The sequence below is a fragment of the Hydrotalea lipotrueae genome, assembly GCF_019249625.1.
In the GTDB taxonomy this organism is placed as follows: Bacteria; Bacteroidota; Bacteroidia; order Chitinophagales; family Chitinophagaceae; genus Hydrotalea; species Hydrotalea flava.
Genome location: NZ_JAESDL010000005.1, coordinates 23,629 through 48,652 on the forward strand (window position 1 = coordinate 23,629; position 25,024 = coordinate 48,652).

Here is a 25,024-nt window from a genome sequence, read left to right on the forward strand (position 1 = left end):
GAAAAGGTTTAAGCAATTCCTAACAATTTTTTACCCGTGTCTGTCATCATTTCAAAAGCCCACTTGGGTTCCCACACCAAATGAACCGTTACTTCATGATTTGGAAAGTCAACAGATAATACATTTTTTACGCCGAAAGTAATGGCATCACCCAAAGGACAATGCGGAGTAGATAAAGTCATTTCAATGGTAATATTGTTTTCGGAAAATGCAATATCATATATCAAACCCAAATCAACTATATTAATGAATAGTTCTGGATCAATTACCTGATATAATGCCTGCAATATTTTTGATTTTTCAGTATAAAATTGATCATTTATCGAAATTGTAATCATAATTTTTTTGTTTTATGTAATAAAATCGTGAATACATTCCACACAAATACAATAGCCATCAATAACCAAAGAATACTACCCGCCAACATCAAAATTTTTTCATTTAGCAATAGTCCGGCGCATAGCATTACCAGTGCAGCGATAAAAAAATAAAAATTTAGTTTTACAAAATTTTCATGATACAAATGTTTCGGCAATGGAACCTTTACTTTCCCATTCAAAGCTTTATAATGATCGTTCCATACAATAAACGGTAATGTTTTAAATGTTTGGCCTAAAATAATACCCGATAACCAACCCATTAAAATAAGTAACCCATATAATTGAATGCATGGCATACCCCAACCATGCATCAAAAAAGGGAGCAGAATTAGCGCTAGAAAAAGAAATAGAAATGAAAGTAAAGTAAACCGCATTTGAAAATCGAGTGGCTTTCGCACCCTACTTTTATAAGTAGCTAGAATATAAAATAACCAGCATAAAATACCTACAACAACCAATATGTAACTTATCCAAATGAAACCATTCCATAAACCCAATAGGGCTGCAATAATCAAAATAAGCAATCCGACATTTTGAAACCAAAATGCACCTTGCAAAAAACCATTGGGCCTATTTCTGCTCAATAAAAACATGGGTACCAGTTTAGAAGATACACCGGTAATTAATTGTAAAAACCAGCCTGCAAATCCAATATGCGCATGCATGGCAATCAATTTCAACTGACTTGAATTAAAAATTGGAAATACTAAATGGATAGCCAATAATAATCCGAAAATAGTGGTAACCAATAGCCAAAAAGCAGCACTTAGAACAAAACATTTTTGAATGGAATGCTTATTGCATGTTTTAGCAGTGCCCGTTGCGTTAATTGCATATAAAATTGCAGCTATTACAACCAATGAGCCGCCGGTAATCATCCAAAAACCGGTTAAAAAAAACCAAAAGGAAATGATGAGAATGATAACGCCGGGTAATAAAATAAAAAATGACAACAATGCCAGTACGTTACTAAATAAATTTCTTTCGCAAATTACAGGCAGTAACTGATACGAAGCGCCAAAAATTACCATAGTAACCCAACCCAAAGTTGTGGCATGAACAATTGCCAGAATATGCGGATGTAAAAATTGTACAATAACAATTTGATGAGAAAAAACAAGCAGGGCTGATAAGGTTAAGAAAAACAAACTCCCTACAGCATAAAATGGCAATACTGCATAACCTTTGGGTGCTTTAGCAATATTAATATCGGCCATAATTTTATTTTTTATGAATCAACATATTCACCTCAGTATCACTAATGCTGTGAATATGCACTATCCAGGATTGATCGGCCAGCGACTCCAACAAATACACAGGAATTCGCTTGTGATGTACCAATAAAATTTCATCATTCTTTAATTGTTCTAATTGAGAAAGTATTGCTTCCATAGGGCCGGGCATAGGTATTGAACGCACATCAATGGTAACAATTCTATGGGCAGTGTATTTATTGATGATTTGTTGAAAAGAATCAGTATCTTCCATAATAACAAAATCTTGTTGAGCTACTGCAACGTCTTTTTGCTTATCTACCTTCAGAAAATAAGTACGATACTCTGTATCAGATATAGTTTCGGTAAAAGACAATGCCTGATCTTTTTCTAATAAACGAATGAGTGGTACCGGAATAAATGAATTAATAATACAGAGAATGCTTTGCGGTGCCATACCTTTTAAACGTTGCATAATTTCTTTTAAAGGGTCGTTACCTGATTGTAGCATTGGCCGTACATCAAAAAAATGAATCTGCTCAATGGGTGTATGGATCAACCACTGGGGTTTTTCAACAGCGCTATTATTTGCAAGCGCATCAGTTGTTGATTCTTCAAAAACAAATCCGAGTGGTTGCAATGCTTTTTTAAAATCGTCAATGGTACAACCGCCCATTTTAGCAGCCTCAGCAATAGTAACTCTGGATGCCATTATTTTTCGCATCAATGGATTTCTTAATTTTTCCAAAGGCTTTGCCAAACTGGCAATGGCTTCGATTGCTGCTTTATTTTCTTGCAGAATTTTTGAAATTTTTGTATGTGAATCAATGGTATTCATAAATAATTTTTTTTATACACAGCTTGTTAGCAACTATCATTTTTGCTTCAGCCAGAAAACATCTGCATAATCATCTTCTGAATGCGCATTATGGAACGACGCCAATTTAATGTCTGCATTTGCCCAATCAGTTTCATTCATTTGTTGTTCAATTAAAGGAAATAAAATTCTTTCTTCAAATCGGGTATGTTGTTCAATCATTCAACAAGACTTTTGATGTGTTGAAATGATGTTTTCGTTGGACTAAAACATTGTTCAATTTGCATTTCAATATTTTTATGGTGCTAATAAGCAAACTTAATTTCAGGCATTGAAATATGACTAAACAATGTAACTTCCTCTTCACCAAAATGAAGTTTAAGATGGGTTTTCCGGAAATAATCAATATACTTTGCAAGACGCTCAACTGAAGTATGATTCTTTATGCCCTCTTTTAATTTTCAGCAAAACAAAAGAACAAAGTGATGCTCTTTAGACAATGGCACTAAATACTTTTTTAGTTGAATAGGTTTATTTGTCATATAGCATCACTTTAAATGGTTGAATAAATTAAGCTTGTTCTAATGCCAATGCTTTTGGAAAAAGAATATTATTTTCTAAATGAATGTGTAATAACAGATCAGATTCAAATTCCTTCATTTTATCAAACAAATAAGCATAGCTGTTGCAGGCATCTGTGGGAAGTGAATACTCATTGGTTAATTTTCTGAAAAACTTTAAATCTTCACCGGACACTTCATGTTCTGTAATCATCATTTTTATGGCTGCGGAAATTAAACCATCGGAAACGGTTACATTTTGATGATCTCTTTTTTTCTGAACCAATAATTTAATTTGAGGGAATAAAATTTTCTCTTCCTTTAACATGTGGCTATTCATATCACTTAAAAAAGCATGTGTTTTTTGAGAAAGTTCAAACAGCTCAGGATGATTAGTGCCATGGTGTTGGGCAACTTTATCGGCTAACTGGTCTATAATAGCAGATGCATCTTTTACATAACGGTGATGCGCTTGTACAATATAATCGGTCAAAAAATCAATTTCCCAGCTATTAAAATCCTGCGATGCTTTTTGAGTTTGATTTTCAACGGCCTCTAAAGCAGCTTTTACATCTACTTCAGCTACACCGGCCTCGGCAGCAGCTTCCTGAATTGTTTTATTCCCACCACAACAAAAATCAATTCCCATTTTTTTAAATACTTCTGCTTTACGCAGGTCTTTTGCTGCAATGGCGCCTACGGTATCTGATGGTGCAGCAGCAGGCTTTTTGGCTATTTTAACCTGCCACCATTGCGGGCCAGCTTCCAAATAATCCCAGGTAAAAATATTACCTCTTTCGCCTAATAACTGATAATAGAGCGGCTTGGGATCATGATCATTTAAAATTAAAAACGCCTCTCCTGCATTGAGTGCATCAAAATGCTGAAAAATGGTGGGATGTTTTAACCTTGGTGGTATTTGTGTTACATCTAAAGTTTGAATAGTACTCATAGTTGTGTTTTTAAAAAATGAATAATTATGGATGTTTAAAAAGAAAAACCTGAATGGAGAAATAAATCAACAAACCAATTTTAATGCATTCGGCACCAATGAAATAAATATGAAGTGATGAAGCGGGTAAACTATTTCCGGCAATAATAGCAGAAGCCCTTTTATCTAATTTTGGCAATAACCAAAAAGTTTCTAAAACTAAAATAACCAGTACAATAACAAAAGTGAAACACAGGTCGATTATAGCATGTAAATTGTTTTCGTTTACTGCAACGAACTGATAAATGAATACAACGGCAATAATGAAAGCCAGCGCCCATTCCACTTTATTAAGTGCGCTAAAAACCAATCGTCCAATCCCTAAACCAATAGGAAGTGTTACCCCCGGCGCCTTAAATTTAATCCAGGCCTCCATAAAACTGATGGCTCCGGTAAAACCAATCCAAATCAGTGCAGCAGATACCATTATATCATTTAACTTAGTCATTTTAAATATTTTAACTGTTTCAATCTCGAATTTGTGTAATGCATACACTTCTGAAACATTACATTAAAGGCTTTAATGTGTTTTTAGATAGATAATTGATCTTGCTTTCAAACATAACAGCCATTTTACCTGCCCGCCATTTAGCTTCGTCTGCTTTTATTCCTTCAAAATGAGTATCAATAGTTTCCATAAATAATGCTATCCAATGCTCAAAATGTTCGTGCTGCACCGGCAGGTTGGCATGCGGTAAAAATGGTGCACCGAAATAAGTATTTGCATCCAACAGAACTGTTTCCCAAAAGCGATACATCTTTTCTAAATGTTCGGGCCAATGGTTTTGAATAACGTTGTTAAAAATGGGTGCCAATAGTTCATCTTTTTGAACCTTATCGTAAAAACTATTTACTAAAACTTGAATATCCTGAAATGTTACTATGTCTTTTTTGGTGTGCATTGTGTAGTTATTAAAATGCCTTTTTATCTTTTATGATTGTAATTTTTTTAATGCGGTTTATTGCCGAATTGTTAAGTAACGTGCCAAATAAAATATTGCCCAGGCAATAAATGAGATGGTGATTACCCATACCCATGATGGTATACTTTTGGGAGATTCGCTGCCCACAATTAAAAATTCTTTTTGATTTCCTTTTCCATAGGCATTAATCATTAAGGGTAAAATACCATCTACTACAGCATTTTCCTTAATTCCTTCTACTTCAATGGCGGGGCCATTCCGTACAACAAAGGGCATAATTCGTATACCCTCCTTACCTGTAGGATCTTTACTTACAATACGAAGTACGTGATCCCCATCTACCAGTTTTCTGGTATCCAGTTCAAACCGTACAGGCGATTCAAAAGTTGCAATGGGCTGCACTTCATCATCAAGGAATACCGTAATAGTGCTTTTATCTTTCATGAATCATGCGTTTAAAATGATATAAATTGGCTGCAATAGATACTAAACATTTTTAATTTCAACAATTACAAATGTTTCAAAATCCATCTTTTTTAAATATCGTTTGTTTAATATGATTGGCATTGGTTTCTCCCGGTTTAATTAACCATTTTACCGAGTAATACAATGTAGCCAACACAATTATCATAGCAATGCTTACAATGAAATAATCCAAATTACCATCCGGACCCGGGCCATGGGTAATTCCTTTTAAAAATGCGGGCTGCTGTTCCTCACAGGCAGCGCATGCCCATACCTTACCGGTAAAATTGAGGAGAAGCAGAATAACGAAAAATATTTTTTTTATCATAACAAATAAATTTTGGTTATTACTTATTTTCAGTAGCAGAAGCTTTTGCCAAATCCACTAATTTTTTCACCTCATCGGCAGTTACGGTTTTGGCATTATTACCCCAGCTTGTTTTTTCATGATTCATGATGGCAGCAATTTCATCGGCAGAAAGATTATTATTAGTACCCACTGCAGGCATTGGGCCAAACCCCTCTTTTTCCCTTCCTGTATAACCATTCATAATAATATTGACCATTAAGGCAGCATTATCATCCAGCACTACTTTACTTCCCTTCAATGCAGGAAAAGCGCCGGGCAATCCCTCACCGTTAGCCTGATGGCAACTTTGACAATTGGCTGTATACAAGGTTTCTCCATTCAATACGGTAGCGCCGGTACTGGTACCTGTTTTTGCTTCAGATGCAGCCACTTGTTGCTTGTATAAAAAATCGGGAGAAGGGCTTCCATCGGGTAATTTAGTCTGTTTTAATGATTCGAGATAAGCCACCAATTGTAAAGCTTTGGGCGTAGCTACCACTTTACCTTTTCGACCATATAAAAAAGCATCCGGAACATTAACCACTACATCATTTTTAGCGGGTTGTTCTTTTATTTCAAATAACCAGGAATAAGTAGGCATTACAGATTCTTTTACTACAATTCTTGGATTATACAAATGCACCAGATTCCATTCTTTGCTGGGCTGGCGTAAGCCAATATTGGTTAAATCGGGCCCGGTTCGTTCAGTACCCATTAAAGTAGCAGTATTTACCCAAATACTCTGGCGATGTATTCCTGCATAATCAGCAGCAATGCTGGGGCGTTCACCCCAAACTTTATCCATAGCAATGTTTCGTACCTGTTGTGTATGGCAGGCAACACATCCGTTTGAAATAAATACTTCTTTGCCTTTAATGGCATCTTCAGACATCGGCGTGGCATTAGGCAATGGGGCATTGTTGTATTGATTGCGCCAGGCCGGCAAAATAGCAACCAATATTGTAAGGCCAATAAAGAATAAAGCCGCAGCTGAAAATAATTTCTTATGATTATCAAACAGTTCCATAATTGTATAGAATAAATAAATTAAATAATTGCTTGTGCTCCACTTTCACTTGAATTGTTTACAACTAACTTTTCCAAGGCCACCTCCGTTACATTCAATTCAACATTTCCTGAAAACATTTTATATAAGTTGTACGCAAACAGCAGATGTGAAAACCACATTAAACTTCCGCCAATAGCCCTCCACAACCAATAAGGCGCCATCATGACTACCGAATCAATAAATGGTTTTCCTTCTATCCACATATTCCCTTTTAATGTAGCCCCAATCATTAATGGTATGGTATAAAATAATAACCCCACCAAAGCAAACCAGAAATGTGCACCAATGGTAAGCTGTGGCGCCTCTTTTCCTGTTAGTCGCGGTACAACTGCATAAATACCAGCCCAAAGAAAAAAAGAAATGATACCATACATGGTTAAATGTGAATGTGCAACAGTAAAATCGGTAAAATGCCAGATTAGGTTAGAAGAACGAAAAGCCTCGGCCGTTCCCTGCATAGAACCCGAAAAATAAAAGATGATGCCTACCAGAAAGAAAGGCAAAGTATAACTATCAGATACCTTATACCATGCTCTTTTAAATGTCATTAAAAAGTTGGTGGTACCTGCAATTACCGGAATGGCCATACCTGCACTACCCACTATAGCAACAGTTTGCAACCACCAGGGTATAGCACTGAAAACAAAATGGTGTGTGCCAATTAACGTATAAAATAAAATCTGAGTCCAAAAAGCCAATATACCAAGGCTATAAGAATAGATGGGTCTATTCAGTTGTTGTGGCAAAAAATAATACACAATACCTAAAGTAAACAGCATAAACCACATACCCACGCCCTGGTGCATATAATAACCTTGTATGATGGTTTCGCCTAATGCATCCTGCCAAAAAGGAAGATATGCAACCATTGCAATGACCAACCCAAACATAATAGCGGAAACAATGTACCAGTTAGAAATATAAATTTCTTTGGTGGTGCGCCTGGCAATAGTTTGTAAAAAATTAATGAGGGTTAACACCAATCCTATTCCGAACAATGCCATTACCGGCCAAATATATTCACGATACTCGCCACCGGCATTATTAATGCCAGCCATTAAACAGAGTGAACCTAAAATAACTGCAGCATTAATAAAATAGAGCGTATACCATCCTTTTTTAAAACTGGCTAATGGTGCATTACTCACTTTTGGAACAATATAGTATCCTAAACCCAACATACCTAAAGAAGCCCATCCCCAAAATACCGAATTGGTGTGAACAGGTCTTAAACGCCCGAAACTTAACCAACTGATATGATCTGCATCTGGTGCTACAAATTTTATTCCGATGTACTCCCCTATTGTTGTTCCAAAAATTAGCCAAAAAGCGGCACAACCAATATACCATAATACCAATTTAGATAAAGCAGGGTCAATATTAGGGCGTTTCAAAGCACGTTTCTTTGCTGCGGCAATTGGCAATTCAGTCTGATCAGGATCAGTTTGTATCAATCCACGTTTATCTAACGGCGGGGCATTGCCTGATAATTCATTATTATGAAGTGAAAAATCTAAAGCAGCTTTTCTTTGCATCAATGCTGCATCTAAATTCACATCATCTTTTTCCTGCAAATACTCCGCCAGTTTTTCAGCTTCTGTAATTTTTAAATTATTTCGATATCGCTTTAAAACATTCATCACTTTTACAATCATAATAATAATCCCCAATAAAATGGGTGTTAAAATTAGAATTGTGGTGATGACAATTCCGGCCTCTCCGGTTACAGTTTGAGCCGGGTCCTGCGCCAATAATTGTTGTGCAAAAAACAGAAACACTAAGAACAAAAACATCTTTCCTGCAGTACCCACCCCACTATTTCCATTTTGATGATTGTTACGCTTTCTTTTTTGCTTCCATAAAAAATATTGATCAATCTGCTCAGCTGTAAACCGACTGATATAAGTGGATATGTTTTGTTCAATATTTTCCTGATCAGACTGAAGTTGTTCTTTATTCATTTCCTTTACTTTTAACTGAAGTACAAAGGCTGCCAGTAATATCAGAATTAATAATGTAATAATGATGAGCATGATTCCTGTAATGGATTGAAAACTAAATGAACTGGGTATACCATCCTGTGCAAATACATGGTTCAAAGGAAAAGCAACCAACAGCAATATTGCACCAATTAGAAGAAGGCTAAATTTTTTAAACATAAAAATATATTAAGAGGTTTTTATCTTTTATTAAAGCAAAAAAATTATCTTTTTAAAACGGCCAGCTTTTTTTCCAACAATTCATTAAACTCACCCAGTCTGGCACGTTGCAATAACTCAAAAATTTCAGCGCGTATTTTCTTAAAATCGTTATGAATAGGACATGGCGATTTTTCAGAACATTGTTTTAAACCCAATCCGCATCCGTTAAAAATTTTATCGCCATCTATTGCTTTCACTACATCGGCCAGTGTATATTGCAAATTACTTTCATCTAAATAAAACCCGCCAGTTGGGCCTTTTAAAGATTGTATTAAACCCTTTCTGCTCAAGTCTTGCAATATTTTCCCTAAAAAATATTCCGGAGAGCCAATGCCTTTAGCAATATCTTTAATACTCACCTTTATGCCGTGTTTAGACTTTTGTGCAATATATAAAATTGCCCGGATAGCGTATTCACATGTTTTTGAAAACATATTCATGGTTTGTGGGCACAAAAATAATATAAAATTAGAAATAAAGGAGTTTTTTATCTTTTATTAATAAAAATTTCTTTTTTCAACAATCAGATGTTTTTAAAAAAAGCTAAACAAAAAAGAAATGTAATGCCTTCCATAGTGTGATAATACTGGTTATCATGACCATTATACCAACCGCTACATACATTTTTTTGACAGGCAACCTCCCGGCCAATTTTGCGGCTACAGGCGCTGCCAAAACACCACCAATAATTAAACCGGCTACATCAAACAATGGAATATGTTTTAATACAATAAAAAAAGTAAGTGCGCTGGCAAATACAACAAAAAATTCAGCCAAACAAACCGAACCAATTACATAACGCGGATTTTTACGTTTTGAAATTAATGTACTGGTTACCAAAGTTCCCCAACCACCGCCGGCAAAAGCATCGGTAAATCCGCCAATACCCGCCAGCCAACCGGCACGGTTTACTTTATTGCCATTACGTTGTGCAGCAAATGCCTTGCGTATTATATGATATCCCAGAAATAAAGTGTAAAATGATAATGGAATTTTGATATAAAAAGCATATTGCTGCATCATACTTGCCAATGTGGCTCCCAATACAGCACCAAACATGCCCGGCACCACTAAACTTTTAAACAATTTTTTATTAATGTTACCAAACCGATGGTGCTGATAACCTGATACCCCACTTGAAAAAACTCTGGCAGCATGCACCCTGCTGCTTACAATAGCAGGATTAACACCATTGGCTAATAAAATTGTAGTGGAAATGGTTCCATAGCCCATCCCCAAAGAACCATCAACCAATTGTGCAATAAAACCTGTCAACAACATTATCGTAAATACTGGCCAATCCATCAATTCTATAAAACTGTTCAACCCGGCACGCCAGCTAAATGCAGGGATTAAAGAAAGAATGGTATGACCAAAGATCATGCATACAAAAGCAAACAAACACCATTTTACAATTTGTTGCCATTTTTTTTCCCTGGGGGTCTGCAATTTTATATCGTTCAATTGCATATTTTTTGCAACCAATGTTTGTGTAAGCTGATTGAGGTGCTTTACCTTATCAGCAAAATTTCCAGTCAATTGATTTCTAATGTGTTGCATATTATACAGCAAGGCATCTACGTCATCCGGTATTATTACATACAATAGTTCTTTTAATCGTTTTGCAATGGTAGGCGATTTACCATTGGTTGAAATGGCAATTTTTAAATTACCTTTTTGCACCACTGAACTCAGATAAAAATCACATAGTGCAGGTTTATCAGCTACATTCACCAACAAATTCATTGCATGCGCATCTGCCCGAATGGTCGCAGCCAACTCAATATTATTTACTGCAACAAACACCAATTGTTGATTTTTTAAGAAAGAAGGTTCATATTTCTGTTGTACAATAGTAATATGCGTATTAACTGCAGCAATTGCATAAATTGCCGGTTTAATTTCGATAGCTACAATTGTAATAGGTGTAGCAGGGGCATTTTGTACAATACTTTGCAGTTTTTCCATGGCAATATTTCCACCACCTACTATCAATACAGCCATTGTTTCTAATTTGAAAAATACGGGAAACAAATTGTTCTGCTCAGTACTGTTTGCATTTGCAGGAACTACCTCTAAATACGGTTGTATAATATTGGCATTCATGGCTTTGAATGGAATTCGTGATAAATATTGAATCGAATAATATGTTGGTTATCTCTATAATCCAACGCACCGACAGATTTATATTGGCATTGGTACATATATTGCAATTGACAGCTCAATGTTTTATGATGCATATAATAAATACCTGAAAAAATTCTCAACACATCCACAACATTGGTTTTATTGGCAACCAACATACATTCAGTACCGATTTCTACAACATAAATTGGTGAAACAGGAAATGCAACTGCCATTTTATTTCGCAATCTGCTGGCATAAACAAAAGATTGTGTGCCATCTACAGCTTTTTTTTGTAACCATCTTTCTTCCAAACGAGTTCTGTTCGTGAGGGTGAAGTGATTGATTGGAATTTGAAAAGCATTTTCCTGCCATAATCTATATTCATCTAAATAAATATTTTCAAGATGTAACTGACCGGCAGATTTAAAATAGGCAGCCCCGGTTGTAATTGTCCATGTCGGTGTGATTGAATAGGCAATCCCAGATCGTATGAGCATTTGCGATAATTGCGAAAACCCGTATTTGGAGCGCAACTGCATATCGCCGGAAATTTTCCATTTTTCAGAAACGGGTACTGAAAAAAAATAACCGGCCCAAACAGCGGAAGTACTTGTATTCACAGATTGTGCTGCAACACTGCAAAAAAAACCTGAAAATGAGATAGTATATATGATTTGCCTGATCAAAGCAAAAAATTTTAGGTATTAAAAAAATAATTATTCGCAAAATCACCAAAACGTTCACCTGATTTTCGATTCAATTTAAATTGCCGAAAGCAGTTATCTAAAGTTACAAGAATGGTTGCTTCTTCTAAATTTTCACGATATAGTTTATTGAGTCTGTATCCTTCATAATCGCCACCAAGATATAAGTTGTATTTACCGTATGCAGTGCCTATCAAACCAATTTCAGCTGCATATGAACGGGCACAACCATTGGGGCAACCGGTCATTCTAATAATAATCGCTTCTTGCTCTAATTCGTATTTTTTTAACAGCAATTCAATTTTAGTTAACAAATTGGGTAAATAGCGTTGTGCTTCTGCCAGAGCTAAAGGGCAGGTAGGAAATGCTACACAAGCCATTGACCGTTGCCTGACAGGTGAAGTAGACTCATTTTGAGTGATAATACCATATTCAGTTAAGATAGATGCAACTTTTGACTGATGTTGGGGGGCAATATCGCTGATAATTACATTTTGATTACAGGTAAACCGAAAATTTGCAATACCTGCCTGTGCAATTTTTAATAAAGCAGTTTTTAATTGAACGTGGGGGGTATCTGTAATTCTGCCATTTTCAATAAAAACAGTATAATACCATTTACCAACGTGGTTTTGATGCCATCCTAACTGATCGGCTCTTTCTACAAATTGATAGGGTTTTTCGGTTTCAAATGTATATCCGCTTCTGGCTTCAATTTCCTTTTTAAACCAATCTATACCATATTTATCAACGGTATATTTTAAACGTGCAAATTTTCTGTCAGCCCTGTTACCATAATCGCGTTGTATGGCTGCCACAGCATAAACTGTTTTTAAAACATTTTCCTCGCCCTGCACAAATCCAATCACCGTTGCTAATCTCGGATAAGTATCTGAATTACCATGTGTAGATGCCAGACCGCCTCCAATGGCTATATTAAATCCTATAAGCACATTATTTTCAATAATCGCAATTAAACCAATATCATTTGCAAAAACATCCACATCATTATTCGGTGGAATTGCAATGGCAATTTTAAACTTACGGGGCAAGTATCTGTCTTGGTACAAATCATCCTTTTCTGCTTCCGGTTCATATATTATTTGATCATCCAGCCATATCTCTGCATATCCTTTGGTTTTAGGAAGCAACCTGGCGCAGATTTTATCTGCAATGGCAAATACTTGTTCATGCACAGGTGAATAAGCAGGATGTGCACTGCACAATACATTCCTGTTAATATCTCCACAAGTGGCAATGGTTGTTAAGTCAGCATGATGAAATGCCTGCAATGTTGGTTTAATATTGGCTTTAATAATACCGTGCAATTGTATGGTTTGCCTGCTGGTTATTTTTATAACACCGGTACTATACGTACCGGCGGCATGATGTATGGCCACCCATTGCTGTGGCAACATAAAACCACCCGTTAATCGCAAACGAACCATGAATGTATACAAACGTTCCAATTTTTTTTCGGCGCGTTCTTCTCTTCTGTCCCGATCATCCTGTTGATACATTCCATGAAATTTGATGAGGGCCTGATCATCTTCCCGAATGGCACCCGTATGTTCATCCTGCAAGCTTTCAGCAAGGGTACCACGTAATCCGCGACTTGCCATTTTAATTTTTTCGATATTGGAAAGTTTAATATTATCTGACATACAAACAATTTTGTTTTTTAAAAATTAGTATACTTCCTTTACAAACCTGCCTTCATTTTTTAGCTGTTGAAAAAAAGCAACTGCATTTGAATATTTTCCTGAAGTTGCAATCATGTCAATAATTGCCTGATCTAGTTTTGCACCTGTAAAATCTTTTTCTCCACTTACAAAAACATAGGCACCCTGTTCTATCCATTGCATAAAAGTGGCTGCATGATGCTGTAACTTTTCTACTAATGTTGCAGGTTGCATTACATTATGTTGGAAGCAAAGATGTAACTGATGTATATGCCCTGTTGCATACCAATCTTGAATTTCGGTTTGATATAAAAAGTCAGTAGTGAAATTGTCTTCTTCAAAAATTAACCAGTTTTTTCCTTCTGCACCTGCATTATCGCGTTGCAAAAGAAAAGAACGAAAAGGTGCAATACCTGTTCCATGCGCTATCATTATTATGGGCACATCATCCTGTGGCAATTTGAAGCGTTTGTTTTTTTGCACAAAAAAATGAATGGGTGATTGGAGGGGCATTTCAGATAAATAATGTGAGCACAAACCATTTTTTTCAGCCTCATTTATATAAAATCTTTCCAGATTTATGGTTAAATGAATGGCATTTTCATTTGCAATAGGGGAAGAAGCAATGGTATACAATCTGGGCGATTGCGCCTGCAATAATGCTATGAATGGTTCTAATTGAGATTGAGTTTTTAATGGATAAATTTTTAATAGATCCAATAAATCCATTCTGGTTCCAGGAATATCCTGCTCAGTTAATGCTGCATATTTTTTTATTATCTTTTCAGATAAGTTCAAAATATTTAATTTTTTGCTCAACAATGTATCGATAGCATAGGACTCATCTTTATATAAAAATTTTTTTTCCGGATGTACCTGAAGTAAGTGTAAAATTTCATCCACAACATGAGCAGGATTTTCAGGATAAACACCAATGGAATCTCCCGGCTGATAATCAACTGAATCTGCCGCAATTTCAATATGAAATGTTTGTTTACAAGAACCTTTATCGTTCAATACTATTTTTTTATCAATCAGTCCGCTATAAGTTTGTTTTGCTGTTTTGGATACAATTGCAACGTTTTTAGATGCTGCATTATTAGATGCTGGAAAATTGTTGGTTAGCAATTTTTCAATGAGCCCATTAAACCAGTTATTGGCATCCGCTTCATAATCCACATCACATTTAGCCAGTTCATGAATTCTTTTTGCGCCTAACCTATTCAATTGCATATCCACATCTTCACCCGTTTTACAAAACAAAGGATAGCTGCTATCACCCAAACCAAGCACTGCATATTGCAAATGATTTAAGTTAATTTGTATTTGATGCAAATATTCATAAAATGAAAGTGCAGCAGCAGGTGGCTCTCCATCGCCCTGAGTGCTAATAACTACTACCAATAGAGATTCTTTTTCAAGATCTTTAGGTGTATATTGATCCAATCCAATTAATTTAACCAAACATTTTTTTTGTTTAGCCAGCGAAGCAAACTGTGTGGCCAATTGTTTGGCATTACCGGTTTCGGTTCCATACACAATGGTTAATTTAGGCTTAACGTTTGTAGCAGGTAAAGTGGCCACTTCTGTTGTATCCTGTTGAATAATTCCGGCAATATATCCGTTTATCCATATAAGCTCTTCTTTACTGGAACTTTGAACCAGATCGATAATTGTTTTCAGTTTAGGTGCGGCTAACATAAGGTTGCATTAATTCATGATGTAAATAAGATTCGGCAGTGCCGGTAACGGATGGAAAATAAAGCTCATGTTGTGGATTACTACTTTTAACCCAATTGAATTGATGGCTTAATGATGCCACTTTCCCAATAATTACCAATGAAGGGGAAAGAAATTGCATGGAACCAAATTGCAATAAAAAATTACGAACAGGAGCACTATACACCTGCTGCATAGGGGTAGTTGCCTGTTCAATAACGGATATCCATTTATGTTCATCAATACCAGACTGCCGTAAATGTTCAATTAAAGGTTCTAAAGTTTCAGATGACATATACCAAACCAAAGTATCATCTGTTTTGGCCAAATCGTGCCAATAGGAATCAGGAATTAAATTTGTTTTATAGTAAGTCAAAAAGCGGACTGCAGTGGCATAATTACGAGCTGTTAATGGAATACCTGCATAAGCCGCAGCACCCGAAGCGGCTGTAATACCCGGAACAATTTCAAAAGGGATGGAATATTTTTTCAAAATTTCCAACTCATCTAATACATTCGAAAAGAAAGACACATCTCCTCCTTTTAATCGAACCACCAATGGTTGTGAAGTTGCATACTGCACTAGCAAAGCATTGATGGTTTCCTGCGAAGTGGATAAGCCATATCGGCATTGCTTACCTACCGGGATGATGGTTGCATGTGGATTTACATAACGTTCCAGTATGGCTTCACTTACCAACCTGTCTACCAATACCACATTGGCCTGTTGTAAAAATTGAACCGCTTTTATAGTAACTAAGTCTGGATCTCCCGGTCCTGCACCAATGATGATTACTTTTCCTTTGTATGTAGTTTTCATTAGTCTACTTTTTTAGTAGGATAAAATATCAAAAAATTATCTCTAATAAGATTAGAGATAAAAATGTTTTTAAAACAATCCTTCAACAGATAAATAACGTTCGCCTGTATCGTAATTAAAAGTAAGGATTACATTATTTTCCGGAATGTCAGATAGTTGTTGTGCAATGGCTGCTAATGATGCACCTGTAGAAATACCTGCCAATATACCTTCTTTCTTTGCCAATTTTTGCGTATAATGAAAAGCATCATCTTTACTTACTTTAATGGCACCATCTAATAATTTAACATTCAGAATAGATGGAATAAAACCTGCACCAAGCCCTTGTAAAGGATGTGGCCCCGGTGCACCACCACTGATGACAGGTGATAATTCAGGTTCAACAGCAAAAATTTTGATGGAGGGCCATTTTTCTTTCAAAACTTCTGCAACACCGGTAATATGTCCACCAGTACCTACACCCGTTATCAAATAATCAATTCCATCCGGAAAATCAGCCACAATTTCATGTGCAGTAGTTTGATGGTGAATTTTCGTATTCGCCTGATTATCGAATTGCTGGGGCATCCAGGCATTATGATTATCATATACCATTTCGTTCGCTTTTTCTATAGCCCCCTTCATGCCTTTTTCACGAGGCGTCAACACAAATTCGGCTCCGTATAATGCCATTAATTTCCGGCGCTCAACACTCATGCTTTCGGGCATTACTAAAATAACTTTGTATCCTTTTACAGCAGCAACCATAGCAAGACCAATACCTGTATTGCCGGAAGTAGGTTCCACGATAATACTATCTGGATGCAGTAATCCTTTTTTTTCTGCATCTTCAATCATAGCCAATGCAATCCGGTCTTTAATACTTCCACCCGGATTCATTCTTTCCAATTTCATCCATACCTGATGTCGGGTTCCAAAAATTTTTTTTAACTGAACATGTGGTGTATTTCCAATAGTTGCTAATATATTGTCTGCCTTCATGATATGATGTATTAATTTAAATTACAAAATTGAGTGGTTCGGGAAATGGATTATTGTCTCTTACTTTAATTTCACTTTTGTGATACACTACCGAATATGGCTCTACACTATAGGTTAACCAAACATTGCCACCTATAATACTATCATGGCCAATAATGGTATCACCACCTAAAATGGTTGCACCAGAATATATCACAACATTATCTTCAATAGTAGGATGCCTTTTGGTGGCAGCATCTTTTTTATCAACACTTAACGCACCAAGCGTAACCCCTTGATATAATTTAACATGATTACCCAGCACACTGGTTTCGCCAATTACCACACCGGTACCATGGTCAATGGAAAAAGCATGGCCAATTTGTGCACCGGGATGAATATCAATTCCGGTTTTACTATGGGCGTACTCTGTAAACATTCTTCCTAAAATCTTTAAATTCAAATGCCATAATACATGCGAAAAACGGTAAACTGCTGTAGCAAAAAAACCGGGATAGGCTACTAATACTTCTTCCAACGTTTGTGCAGCGGGATCCGATTGTAAAATGGCATGTGCATCTTCTAATAATGCATCATACACATTCGGCAATTGTTCAAAAAAGCGGTAAATAATTGCATCTGCTGGCAATTCTTCCTGAATAAATCCTTTAATCATACTTTGAAAGCGTACCCTTAAATCTGCATAATCGCGTTGTATCGCCAACAATCCACCCTCTCCATTATTTTTTGGAATGAACAATAATTGAAATAAATCAGATACAAAACTTTCGGTTGCTGCTTTATCGGGAAAAACCTGAAAACATTTGTCGTTGCGCAGATATAACTTTTCTAAAAATAATGTTTCATCCATAATTGTATACAACATCTGGTTTTCAATAAAGTTTCCTACAACATTTTTGTAATAGATTCGTCTGTATTTTCCTTTTTACTGTAACATACAGGCACCTACTGTAACATTGGTTGCTTCATCAATTAATATAGCACCTCCATTTGCGCTAAGTGTGTTATAACTATCAAAAGCCAGTGGTGATGCTGTTTTCAGAACAATTTTAGCAATTTCGTTCAGTCCAATGTATGATACATTGTTTTTTTGTTCCAATGTATTTACATCTAAAGCATACTGTATTTCGCAAACCATACATTTTACCATTGTACTGTTTATCTGAAGCCAATAACGGTTTCCTTTTTGCAATGGTTTTGCATCCATCCAGCAAATTAAAGTTGTAATTTCTTTAGAAACAGTTGGTAACTGATGTGAAGGAACAATCAAATTTCCTCTGCTTACATCAATATCGTCTTTCAAATGTAACACAATACTTTGTGGTGCAAAAGCTTCGTTCACTTTTGTACCATTGTGTTCAATATAATCGATGGTGGTGGTGAGTCCTTCCGGAAGCACCGTTACGGCATCACCCTGCTTGAGTACTCCACTAATTAATTTGCCTGCATAACCGCGATAGTCGTGCCATTCAGGGCTTTGTGGCCGTATAACATATTGAACAGGAAAGCGGGTTATGTTCAAATTTACATCCTGATGAATGGAGATATTTTCTAAAAGTGATAATAAAGACGGCCCATCATACCAGCTTAATAATTCTGATTTTTCAACAATATTATCGCCATTCAAGGCACTGATAGGTAAATAAGTAATATTGTTTAATCCTAATGACTCAGCTACTGCGGCATAATCTATTACAATGTTATTGAAGGTATCTTCTGAATAATCCACCATATCCATTTTATTAATGGCAATAATGACATGCGGAATTTTTAACAATGCAGCAATGATGGAATGACGTTTGGTTTGCTCTACTACCCCATTACGAGCATCAATGAGAATGATAATCAAATTCGCATTCGATGCCCCTGTAACCATGTTGCGGGTATACTGCACATGGCCGGGTGCATCTGCAATAATGAACTTTCTTGCAGGTGTTGAAAAATATTTATACGCCACATCAATGGTAATACCTTGCTCTCTTTCTGCTCTTAATCCATCTGTCAATAATGCCAAATCAATCTCACCCAATGCTTTGTGTTTGGTTTGTTGCTGAATGGCAGTTAAATGATCAATCATAATAGATTTACTATCATATAACAATCGACCAATTAATGTACTTTTACCATCATCCACACTACCTGCAGTAATAAATCTCAGAATATCCATAAATTATTTTTATTATATTATTAAAAATATCCATTTTTTTTCCGGTCTTCCATTGCAGCTTCAGAAACCTTATCATCAATTCTGGTTTCACCACGTTCACTGGTTTTGGTGGCAATAATTTCTGCAATAATATCATCAATATTGGTGGCAGTTGATTCAATTGCGGCAGTACATGACATATCTCCAACTGTTCTATAACGTACTTGCTTTGTTGTGATACAATCATCTTCTGCAATTTGAATAAAGGGTGAAACTGCAACCAATTGTCCTTCATACTCAATTACTTCACGCTGATGTGCAAAATAGATAGAAGGCAATGCTATCTGATGCCGCTTTATATAATTCCAGATATCTAACTCTGTCCAATTGCTAATGGGAAATACCCGAACATTTTCACCTTTATGAATTTTACCATTGTAGATATTCCATAACTCGGGACGTTGCAGTTTGGGATCCCACTGCCCAAATTCATCCCGCACAGAAAAAATTCTTTCTTTGGCACGTGCTTTTTCTTCATCGCGGCGTGCACCGCCAATACATGCATCAAACTTAAATTCTTCAATAGCATCTAAAAGTGTAAAGGTTTGCAATGCATTTCTGCTGGCAAATTTTCCTTTAGGTTCAGGTAAATTTTTAGAACGCATGGTATCTTCCACCTTTCTAACAATTAATTGCTCACCTATTTCATGCACCAATGCATCTCTAAATTGTAATACTTCCGGAAAATTATGTCCGGTATCAATATGTAATAAAGGAAAGGGAAAATTGCCCGGCCTGAATGCTCTTAAAGCCAGGTGAACTAAAGTAATGGAATCCTTCCCCCCACTAAATAATAATACCGGTTTCTCGAACTGACCGGCAACTTCCCTAAAAATATGAATAGCTTCCGATTCTAATTGGTCTAAATGATCTAAATGATATTTTTCCATAACAACTACTTTAAAATTTTCTAACGATGAACAGTATTGTCAGCATGTACGTGCAAACCACATTCTTTTTTTGTGGCATCCTCCCACCACCATCTTCCGGCTCTAAAATCTTCATCAGGTTGTACAGCTCTGGTACAAGGTGCACAACCAATACTTACAAAGCCCCTGTCATGCAAAGGATTATACGGAACATCGTGTTGCTGAATGAAAGTTTTGACTGTTTCAGTTGACCAATGTAAAATGGGATGAAATTTAATCATTGCATTACTGCTGTCCCATTCCAAGATGGGTAAATCTTTTCTATCGGGCGAATGTTCGGCACGCAAACCGGTAATCCATACTGCATTACCCAGCAATGCCTTTTGTAAGGGTTCCACTTTGCGGATGAAACAACATTGTTTTCGGTTTTCGACCGAAGCATAAAAAGCATTGGGACCCTTTTGGGTTACAAAGTTTTGCAATGTGTTTGCCTCAGGATAATAAGCGGTTATTTGCGCATTGTACTTTTCTTTTGTTCTTTCCCAAACGGAATAGGTTTCAGGAAATAGCCTTCCTGTATCTAAGGTAAATATTTTAATATCCAGTTGATGTTTTAGAATCCAATAAGTAATGGCCTGATCTTCTATACTAAAACTGGTTGAAAAAACAACTTTACCCGGAAATTGAGCTGCCAAAAATTGCAGTGCTTCCAATTCTGATAATCCCTGAAGTTGCGTTTGAAAATGTTGAAGGTTGGGTGATATTTTTACTGATTCCATGATTTGCAATTGTTTGATTGAATTGAAATAAAATGCGGCTGCGGCTTCTGCTTCAACAACAACAATTGCACATATTGAAAGGGTATTTATTCATGAATTGAAATTATTAGTCTACTAATTTAGTAGGCAAATATAGTCTACCATTTTTATAGATTATTAAATTGAAGATTAAAAATTTATTAACCAGGCTCTCAGTGAGTTGAAACTCAATAAAAACAAATGTTATGCAATAATAAAATATTTGAAACATTGTAGTAAAAACTTAAAAATGCAGTATTAATCGAACCGATTTACCCGGAATGCATCCAGCGCAATGGATGATTTTTGTTCATTGATGATTTCAGTTACCAATTTACCGGTTCCGGCACCCAAACTGAGCCCCAACATAGAATGACCGGTTGCAACCACCAAATTTTTCCATTGTTTGGGCCTGCCTATATAAGGCAACCCATCGGCAGAACAAGGCCTGAAACCATACCAAATCTGCTCAACGGGTGGCACAGGAATCTTAAAATAAGGATAAAAGCGTTGTACTGCCTGTAACAAACCGGCAACACGTTTTATTTTAGGTGGTGTTGAGGTTGTGGTAATTTCCATGGTACCACCAAAACGAATTTTATTGCTGTCCATTGGTGTTAATGCCGCCCTGCCTTCTAATAGAATTGCGGGATAATTAATATGGTAAGGCGAATTTTCAAGCGTTACAGAATATCCCCTACCCGGCATCAATGGAATTGAAAAACGCAATTGTGCCGCCAATTCACGGCTCCAGGAACCGGTTGCCAAAACATATGCATCGGCTTCATATGTTGCTTTTGCAGTTACAATTGATTTTATTTGTTGATGTTCCGTATGAAAACCCTTTACTGCTTCATTTATCAACAATGCTACTCCGCTATTTTTTAAATATTGCAGTAATTGCGCCATAAGTTTATTGGGATACAAATGTGCATCGCACTTAAAATAAATAGCGCCGAGTGCATTGATTTTTGTTTGTGGCTCTTTGGCCTGTAATGCACTATAATCCAACAATTCCGTATCTATTAAGCCCAATTGATGTGCTTTCTCAACGGTATGTTTTGCGTGGTCAGCTCCTTTTTCGGTTTGAAAAATTTCTAACAGACCTTTGTGTTCATAAGAGAAATGAAAATTGGGTTGTGCTGCTAAGGTTTCGTAGATATGCTGGCTGAATAAAGCAATATCACGCAATGGAACGGCAGCTTTTTCAACCTTCTCCGGTGTAGCACTTCGCATAAATTGCCAACCCCATTCAATGAGCGATTTACTGAAACGGGGTTGTACATAAAACGGACTGGTATCATTCAACATCCAACGCAGGCCTTGTTTTACCACACCAGGTGTTGCCAATGGAATAAAATGACTGGGGCAAACATAACCTGCATTGCCATAAGAGCAATTGTTCAACATATCAGTTTGGTCAATTACCGTTACTTCATGTCCCGTTTGGTGCAGAAAATAAGCACTACTTAACCCAATAATTCCACCGCCAATTACAATTACTTTCATGGTTGCTTTTATTTAAAATTACAAAACCTGAAAACCCAATGCATAAGGATCATCATCTGTATCAATTTGAATGGTATTATAGCCGTATACTTTTGCCCAGCCTTCAATACCCGGCCTGATAGCAGGTTTGCCCCCTATCATCAGCTCTTCTTCAATAGTACCCTTGAATATGGAGCCGATTATACTTTCATGCACAAAAATATCACCCTTTTTTAATAACCCTTTGGTGTACCATTGTGCCATTCTTGCAGAAGTACCGGTACCACAAGGGCTGCGGTCAATGGCCTTTTCGCCATATACAACTGCATTACGGGCTGTTGAATCATGATTCAATACTGCACCTGTAAATAACACATGGCCGCAGCCTTTAATGGTTTCATTTTCCGGATGTACAAAATGGTGTTGCGCATTCACCGCTTTTTTGATGGAACGGGCAAAATAAATTAATTGATCAGCAGTATAATTTTCTAACCCTTTGAAGTTTTGCTGCACATCAATAATTGCATAGAAATTTCCTCCGTAGGCAACATCTACCAATAAACTTCCCAACCCATCACATTCAATTGCTATATCTTCAGCGGCCAGAAATGAGGGTACGTTAGTCAATTTAACATGGGTAACTTTTGGGTTTTCTTCTGTATATTCAATTGGCACAATTCCTGCCGGCGTTTCCAAACGCAAATGCCCAGGATGTTTGGGAACAATTAATCCCTCCTGAATGGCAATGGTAACAGTGCCAATGGTACCATGGCCGCACATGGGCAAACAGCCACTGGTTTCAATAAACAGCACAGCCATATCATTTTCGGGATGATGGGGTGGATATAAAATACTGCCGCTCATCATATCATGTCCACGGGGCTCAAACATCAAACCCTTTCTAATCCAATCAAATTCCTGCAAAAAATGCTGTCGTTTTTCGCTCATATTTTTTCCCTGCAAAACAGGGCCACCTCCGGCTACTAACCGTACCGGATTGCCGCAAGTATGCGCATCAATACAAAAAAATGTTTTTTTCATATATAGAAGGAGCTGCTGTTATTAATATTAAATACCGAAAAGGAAAATTTTTGCAAATTCCATGTATCCAAATCAATAAAAAAATAACACCATGAATATAAGCACACAGTTAAGAAACTATAGCCTCTTTGGTAAGCTGATTATTGACCATGCGCCAAATTTTGTATGGATTACTGTTCTTTAATTCAGCCGGTAATAATGATTCCGGCGCATTTTGAAAAGCCACTGGCCTTACCCATCGTTTTACAGCATGAATACCAACAGCAGTGAAACGACTGTCGGTACAGGCAGGATATGGCCCCCCATGTACCATTGCCGGACATACTTCAACACCGGTTGGTACACCATTGAAAACAATTCTTCCAGCAATTTCAGTGGCAATCAGTGCAATTTCAGGAAAATCCACAAAATCATTTTCGGTACCCATGATGGAAGTAGTGAGTTGTCCGCTTACTGTTTTCCAAACACCCAATAATTCCTGTATATCTGAACATTGCACTACCAATGAATATGGCCCAAACACTTCTTCTTTTAATAATGGATTGTTTAAAAAAACGGTAGCATCAACCACTGCAACGGTAGGCAAAGCATCCATTGGGTGCAATGCAGTTTTGCTCTGCTGTAACAGCATTACCCCTTTTTGTAATAATGCATTTTTCATTTTGGTAAAATAAGCCTGATGAATACCCTCGTGCAACATGGCTGCAGGTATAGAGGCTTCAATTTGACGACTTAATTCCTGTAAAAAAATAGTAAGCTGTTCATTTTTAATACAAAGTATTAAACCTGGATTGGTACAAAACTGTCCCATTCCCAAAACAATAGAAGCTGCATATTCTTTTGCAATAGCAGCAGTTTTTTCTTTCATGGCATCAGGCAATAACAGTACCGGATTAATGCTACCCATTTCTGCAAAAACTGGAATGGGCTTTTCGCGCTCAACGGCATAATTATACAAAGCCCGGCCTCCACTTAGTGAACCGGTGAAACCAACACCTGCCGTTAGCGGATGTTGCACCAATGCCTTTCCGGCTTCAAATGAACTATCCGTTACATGTTGTACGGTATACAAGGGCATATTGTTTTTTTGTATGGCCGTTTGTATGGCCTGAAATACCATTTGTGAAGTGGCCGGGTGTGCAGGATGTGCTTTTACAATTACCGGGCAACCCGCTGCCAGTGCACTGGCCGTATCGCCACCGGCTGTGGAATAGGCAAATGGAAAATTACTGGCACCAAAAACAACAATGGGGCCAATAGAAAACAACATTCTGCGCAAATCTGGCTTTGGCGGAGTTCTGTTTGGTAGGGCTGTATCAATTACCGCTTCCACCCAACTTCCTTCCATCAACATATCTGCAAACAGATTCAATTGACCAGTGGTTCGGGCACGTTCGCCACGTAAACGCTCAATAGATAAATTGGTTTCTGTTGCGGCCTGTTGCAATAAAGCATCACCAAGTGCATCTATTTCTGTTGCAACAGATCGAAGAAAAACAGCTTTCTGCTCTGGTACGTATTGTTTCAAAGCCTGCATAGCTGCAGCAGCATTTTCTAACACTTCATGAATGGAATTGGTTAACATAGTTCTGTAATTTGAATGGATTAGAATTGGCCATTT

The 25,024-nt window shown here is 36.9% G+C and carries 25 protein-coding genes; all 25 read right to left on the bottom strand.

Features of this window, described 5'->3' with window-relative positions; genetic code table 11:
• Positions 1-8: 8 nt before the first annotated feature.
• Complete coding sequence (locus JK139_RS04690) at positions 9-338, bottom strand: metal-sulfur cluster assembly factor (RefSeq protein ID WP_074420975.1); 330 nt, start codon at positions 336-338, stop codon at positions 9-11.
• Positions 335-1,597 (bottom strand): hypothetical protein, encoded by a 1,263-nt coding sequence (locus JK139_RS04695; protein WP_074420974.1) that lies wholly within the window; start codon positions 1,595-1,597, stop codon positions 335-337. Before JK139_RS04695 ends, JK139_RS04690 begins: the two co-directional genes overlap by 4 nt.
• Before the next feature lie 4 nt (positions 1,598-1,601).
• Entirely contained in the window at positions 1,602-2,432 is an 831-nt protein-coding gene (locus JK139_RS04700) for a DUF2249 domain-containing protein (RefSeq protein ID WP_074417774.1), read from the bottom strand.
• A gap of 36 nt (positions 2,433-2,468) precedes the next feature.
• Positions 2,469-2,633: a hypothetical protein gene (locus tag JK139_RS04705; protein WP_179853779.1), complete on the bottom strand. Its 165-nt coding sequence runs from the start codon at positions 2,631-2,633 to the stop codon at positions 2,469-2,471.
• A 348-nt stretch (positions 2,634-2,981) separates the two neighbouring features.
• The gene (gene ric / locus JK139_RS04710; RefSeq protein WP_074420514.1) at positions 2,982-3,923 is read right to left on the bottom strand and encodes an iron-sulfur cluster repair di-iron protein; all 942 of its coding nucleotides are present in this window, start codon (positions 3,921-3,923) and stop codon (positions 2,982-2,984) included.
• A gap of 25 nt (positions 3,924-3,948) precedes the next feature.
• Positions 3,949-4,410: a hypothetical protein gene (locus JK139_RS04715; RefSeq protein WP_074417771.1), complete on the bottom strand. Its 462-nt coding sequence runs from the start codon at positions 4,408-4,410 to the stop codon at positions 3,949-3,951.
• Between the two features lie 58 nt (positions 4,411-4,468).
• Positions 4,469-4,864 carry a group III truncated hemoglobin gene (locus tag JK139_RS04720; protein ID WP_074419709.1) on the bottom strand — a complete coding sequence of 132 codons (396 nt, stop codon included), beginning with the start codon at positions 4,862-4,864 and terminating at the stop codon, positions 4,469-4,471.
• Positions 4,865-4,921: 57 nt separating this feature from the next.
• Positions 4,922-5,329: a cytochrome C gene (locus JK139_RS04725; protein WP_074417769.1), complete on the bottom strand. Its 408-nt coding sequence runs from the start codon at positions 5,327-5,329 to the stop codon at positions 4,922-4,924.
• 76 nt (positions 5,330-5,405) lie between these two features.
• Positions 5,406-5,678, bottom strand: a complete 273-nt coding sequence (locus JK139_RS04730) for a hypothetical protein (protein ID WP_074417768.1) — start codon at positions 5,676-5,678, stop codon at positions 5,406-5,408.
• Between the two features lie 19 nt (positions 5,679-5,697).
• Positions 5,698-6,726, bottom strand: coding sequence for a cbb3-type cytochrome c oxidase subunit II (locus JK139_RS04735; RefSeq protein WP_218330684.1), 1,029 nt, complete (start codon positions 6,724-6,726; stop codon positions 5,698-5,700).
• Between the two features lie 20 nt (positions 6,727-6,746).
• Entirely contained in the window at positions 6,747-8,927 is a 2,181-nt protein-coding gene (locus tag JK139_RS04740) for a cbb3-type cytochrome c oxidase subunit I (RefSeq protein WP_228733121.1), read from the bottom strand.
• Between the two features lie 44 nt (positions 8,928-8,971).
• On the bottom strand, positions 8,972-9,403 hold the full coding sequence (locus JK139_RS04745; protein WP_074420116.1) for an RrF2 family transcriptional regulator: 432 nt from the start codon (positions 9,401-9,403) through the stop codon (positions 8,972-8,974).
• 109 nt (positions 9,404-9,512) lie between these two features.
• Positions 9,513-11,075, bottom strand: coding sequence for a TSUP family transporter (locus JK139_RS04750; protein WP_074420115.1), 1,563 nt, complete (start codon positions 11,073-11,075; stop codon positions 9,513-9,515).
• Complete coding sequence (locus JK139_RS04755) at positions 11,072-11,716, bottom strand: DUF2490 domain-containing protein (RefSeq protein ID WP_074420114.1); 645 nt, start codon at positions 11,714-11,716, stop codon at positions 11,072-11,074. The genes JK139_RS04750 and JK139_RS04755 overlap by 4 nt, the downstream gene beginning before the upstream one ends.
• Positions 11,717-11,793: 77 nt before the next feature.
• Positions 11,794-13,464: an NADPH-dependent assimilatory sulfite reductase hemoprotein subunit gene (locus JK139_RS04760; protein WP_074420113.1), complete on the bottom strand. Its 1,671-nt coding sequence runs from the start codon at positions 13,462-13,464 to the stop codon at positions 11,794-11,796.
• Between the two features lie 24 nt (positions 13,465-13,488).
• The gene (locus JK139_RS04765; protein ID WP_074420112.1) at positions 13,489-15,183 is read right to left on the bottom strand and encodes a diflavin oxidoreductase; all 1,695 of its coding nucleotides are present in this window, start codon (positions 15,181-15,183) and stop codon (positions 13,489-13,491) included.
• Positions 15,167-16,021, bottom strand: a complete 855-nt coding sequence (cobA, locus tag JK139_RS04770) for a uroporphyrinogen-III C-methyltransferase (RefSeq protein WP_074420111.1) — start codon at positions 16,019-16,021, stop codon at positions 15,167-15,169. The genes JK139_RS04765 and cobA overlap by 17 nt, the downstream gene beginning before the upstream one ends.
• Positions 16,022-16,090: 69 nt before the next feature.
• Entirely contained in the window at positions 16,091-17,002 is a 912-nt protein-coding gene (gene cysK / locus JK139_RS04775) for a cysteine synthase A (RefSeq protein WP_074420110.1), read from the bottom strand.
• Between the two features lie 16 nt (positions 17,003-17,018).
• The gene (locus tag JK139_RS04780) at positions 17,019-17,867 is read right to left on the bottom strand and encodes a serine O-acetyltransferase (protein ID WP_228733122.1); all 849 of its coding nucleotides are present in this window, start codon (positions 17,865-17,867) and stop codon (positions 17,019-17,021) included.
• 60 nt (positions 17,868-17,927) lie between these two features.
• The gene (locus JK139_RS04785; protein ID WP_074420108.1) at positions 17,928-19,169 is read right to left on the bottom strand and encodes a sulfate adenylyltransferase subunit 1; all 1,242 of its coding nucleotides are present in this window, start codon (positions 19,167-19,169) and stop codon (positions 17,928-17,930) included.
• A gap of 20 nt (positions 19,170-19,189) precedes the next feature.
• Positions 19,190-20,098 (bottom strand): sulfate adenylyltransferase subunit CysD, encoded by a 909-nt coding sequence (gene cysD / locus JK139_RS04790; protein ID WP_074420107.1) that lies wholly within the window; start codon positions 20,096-20,098, stop codon positions 19,190-19,192.
• 20 nt (positions 20,099-20,118) lie between these two features.
• Positions 20,119-20,856 carry a phosphoadenylyl-sulfate reductase gene (locus JK139_RS04795; RefSeq protein ID WP_074420106.1) on the bottom strand — a complete coding sequence of 246 codons (738 nt, stop codon included), beginning with the start codon at positions 20,854-20,856 and terminating at the stop codon, positions 20,119-20,121.
• A gap of 276 nt (positions 20,857-21,132) precedes the next feature.
• Entirely contained in the window at positions 21,133-22,383 is a 1,251-nt protein-coding gene (locus JK139_RS04800; RefSeq protein WP_074420105.1) for an NAD(P)/FAD-dependent oxidoreductase, read from the bottom strand.
• Between the two features lie 18 nt (positions 22,384-22,401).
• On the bottom strand, positions 22,402-23,403 hold the full coding sequence (locus tag JK139_RS04805; protein ID WP_218330685.1) for a 4-hydroxyproline epimerase: 1,002 nt from the start codon (positions 23,401-23,403) through the stop codon (positions 22,402-22,404).
• A gap of 109 nt (positions 23,404-23,512) precedes the next feature.
• Positions 23,513-24,988, bottom strand: a complete 1,476-nt coding sequence (locus tag JK139_RS04810) for an aldehyde dehydrogenase (NADP(+)) (RefSeq protein WP_218330686.1) — start codon at positions 24,986-24,988, stop codon at positions 23,513-23,515.
• Between the last annotated feature and the right edge of the window lie 36 nt (positions 24,989-25,024).

Coding starts and splice junctions, on each gene's coding strand:
- cysD (WP_074420107.1), bottom strand. CDS start 20,098: ATGGAAAAATATCATTTAGATCATTTAGACCAATTAGAATCGGAAGCT.
- JK139_RS04750 (WP_074420115.1), bottom strand. CDS start 11,075: ATGAATGCCAATATTATACAACCGTATTTAGAGGTAGTTCCTGCAAAT.
- JK139_RS04720 (WP_074419709.1), bottom strand. CDS start 4,864: ATGCACACCAAAAAAGACATAGTAACATTTCAGGATATTCAAGTTTTA.
- JK139_RS04725 (WP_074417769.1), bottom strand. CDS start 5,329: ATGAAAGATAAAAGCACTATTACGGTATTCCTTGATGATGAAGTGCAG.
- JK139_RS04745 (WP_074420116.1), bottom strand. CDS start 9,403: ATGTTTTCAAAAACATGTGAATACGCTATCCGGGCAATTTTATATATT.
- JK139_RS04765 (WP_074420112.1), bottom strand. CDS start 15,183: ATGTTAGCCGCACCTAAACTGAAAACAATTATCGATCTGGTTCAAAGT.
- JK139_RS04690 (WP_074420975.1), bottom strand. CDS start 338: ATGATTACAATTTCGATAAATGATCAATTTTATACTGAAAAATCAAAA.
- JK139_RS04760 (WP_074420113.1), bottom strand. CDS start 13,464: ATGTCAGATAATATTAAACTTTCCAATATCGAAAAAATTAAAATGGCA.
- JK139_RS04785 (WP_074420108.1), bottom strand. CDS start 19,169: ATGGATATTCTGAGATTTATTACTGCAGGTAGTGTGGATGATGGTAAA.
- JK139_RS04795 (WP_074420106.1), bottom strand. CDS start 20,856: ATGGAATCAGTAAAAATATCACCCAACCTTCAACATTTTCAAACGCAA.
- ric (WP_074420514.1), bottom strand. CDS start 3,923: ATGAGTACTATTCAAACTTTAGATGTAACACAAATACCACCAAGGTTA.
- JK139_RS04730 (WP_074417768.1), bottom strand. CDS start 5,678: ATGATAAAAAAAATATTTTTCGTTATTCTGCTTCTCCTCAATTTTACC.
- JK139_RS04805 (WP_218330685.1), bottom strand. CDS start 23,403: ATGAAAAAAACATTTTTTTGTATTGATGCGCATACTTGCGGCAATCCG.
- cobA (WP_074420111.1), bottom strand. CDS start 16,021: ATGAAAACTACATACAAAGGAAAAGTAATCATCATTGGTGCAGGACCG.
- cysK (WP_074420110.1), bottom strand. CDS start 17,002: ATGAAGGCAGACAATATATTAGCAACTATTGGAAATACACCACATGTT.
- JK139_RS04715 (WP_074417771.1), bottom strand. CDS start 4,410: ATGACTAAGTTAAATGATATAATGGTATCTGCTGCACTGATTTGGATT.
- JK139_RS04740 (WP_228733121.1), bottom strand. CDS start 8,927: ATGTTTAAAAAATTTAGCCTTCTTCTAATTGGTGCAATATTGCTGTTG.
- JK139_RS04780 (WP_228733122.1), bottom strand. CDS start 17,867: ATGTTGTATACAATTATGGATGAAACATTATTTTTAGAAAAGTTATAT.
- JK139_RS04695 (WP_074420974.1), bottom strand. CDS start 1,597: ATGGCCGATATTAATATTGCTAAAGCACCCAAAGGTTATGCAGTATTG.
- JK139_RS04810 (WP_218330686.1), bottom strand. CDS start 24,988: ATGTTAACCAATTCCATTCATGAAGTGTTAGAAAATGCTGCTGCAGCT.
- JK139_RS04800 (WP_074420105.1), bottom strand. CDS start 22,383: ATGAAAGTAATTGTAATTGGCGGTGGAATTATTGGGTTAAGTAGTGCT.
- JK139_RS04735 (WP_218330684.1), bottom strand. CDS start 6,726: ATGGAACTGTTTGATAATCATAAGAAATTATTTTCAGCTGCGGCTTTA.
- JK139_RS04705 (WP_179853779.1), bottom strand. CDS start 2,633: ATGATTGAACAACATACCCGATTTGAAGAAAGAATTTTATTTCCTTTA.
- JK139_RS04700 (WP_074417774.1), bottom strand. CDS start 2,432: ATGAATACCATTGATTCACATACAAAAATTTCAAAAATTCTGCAAGAA.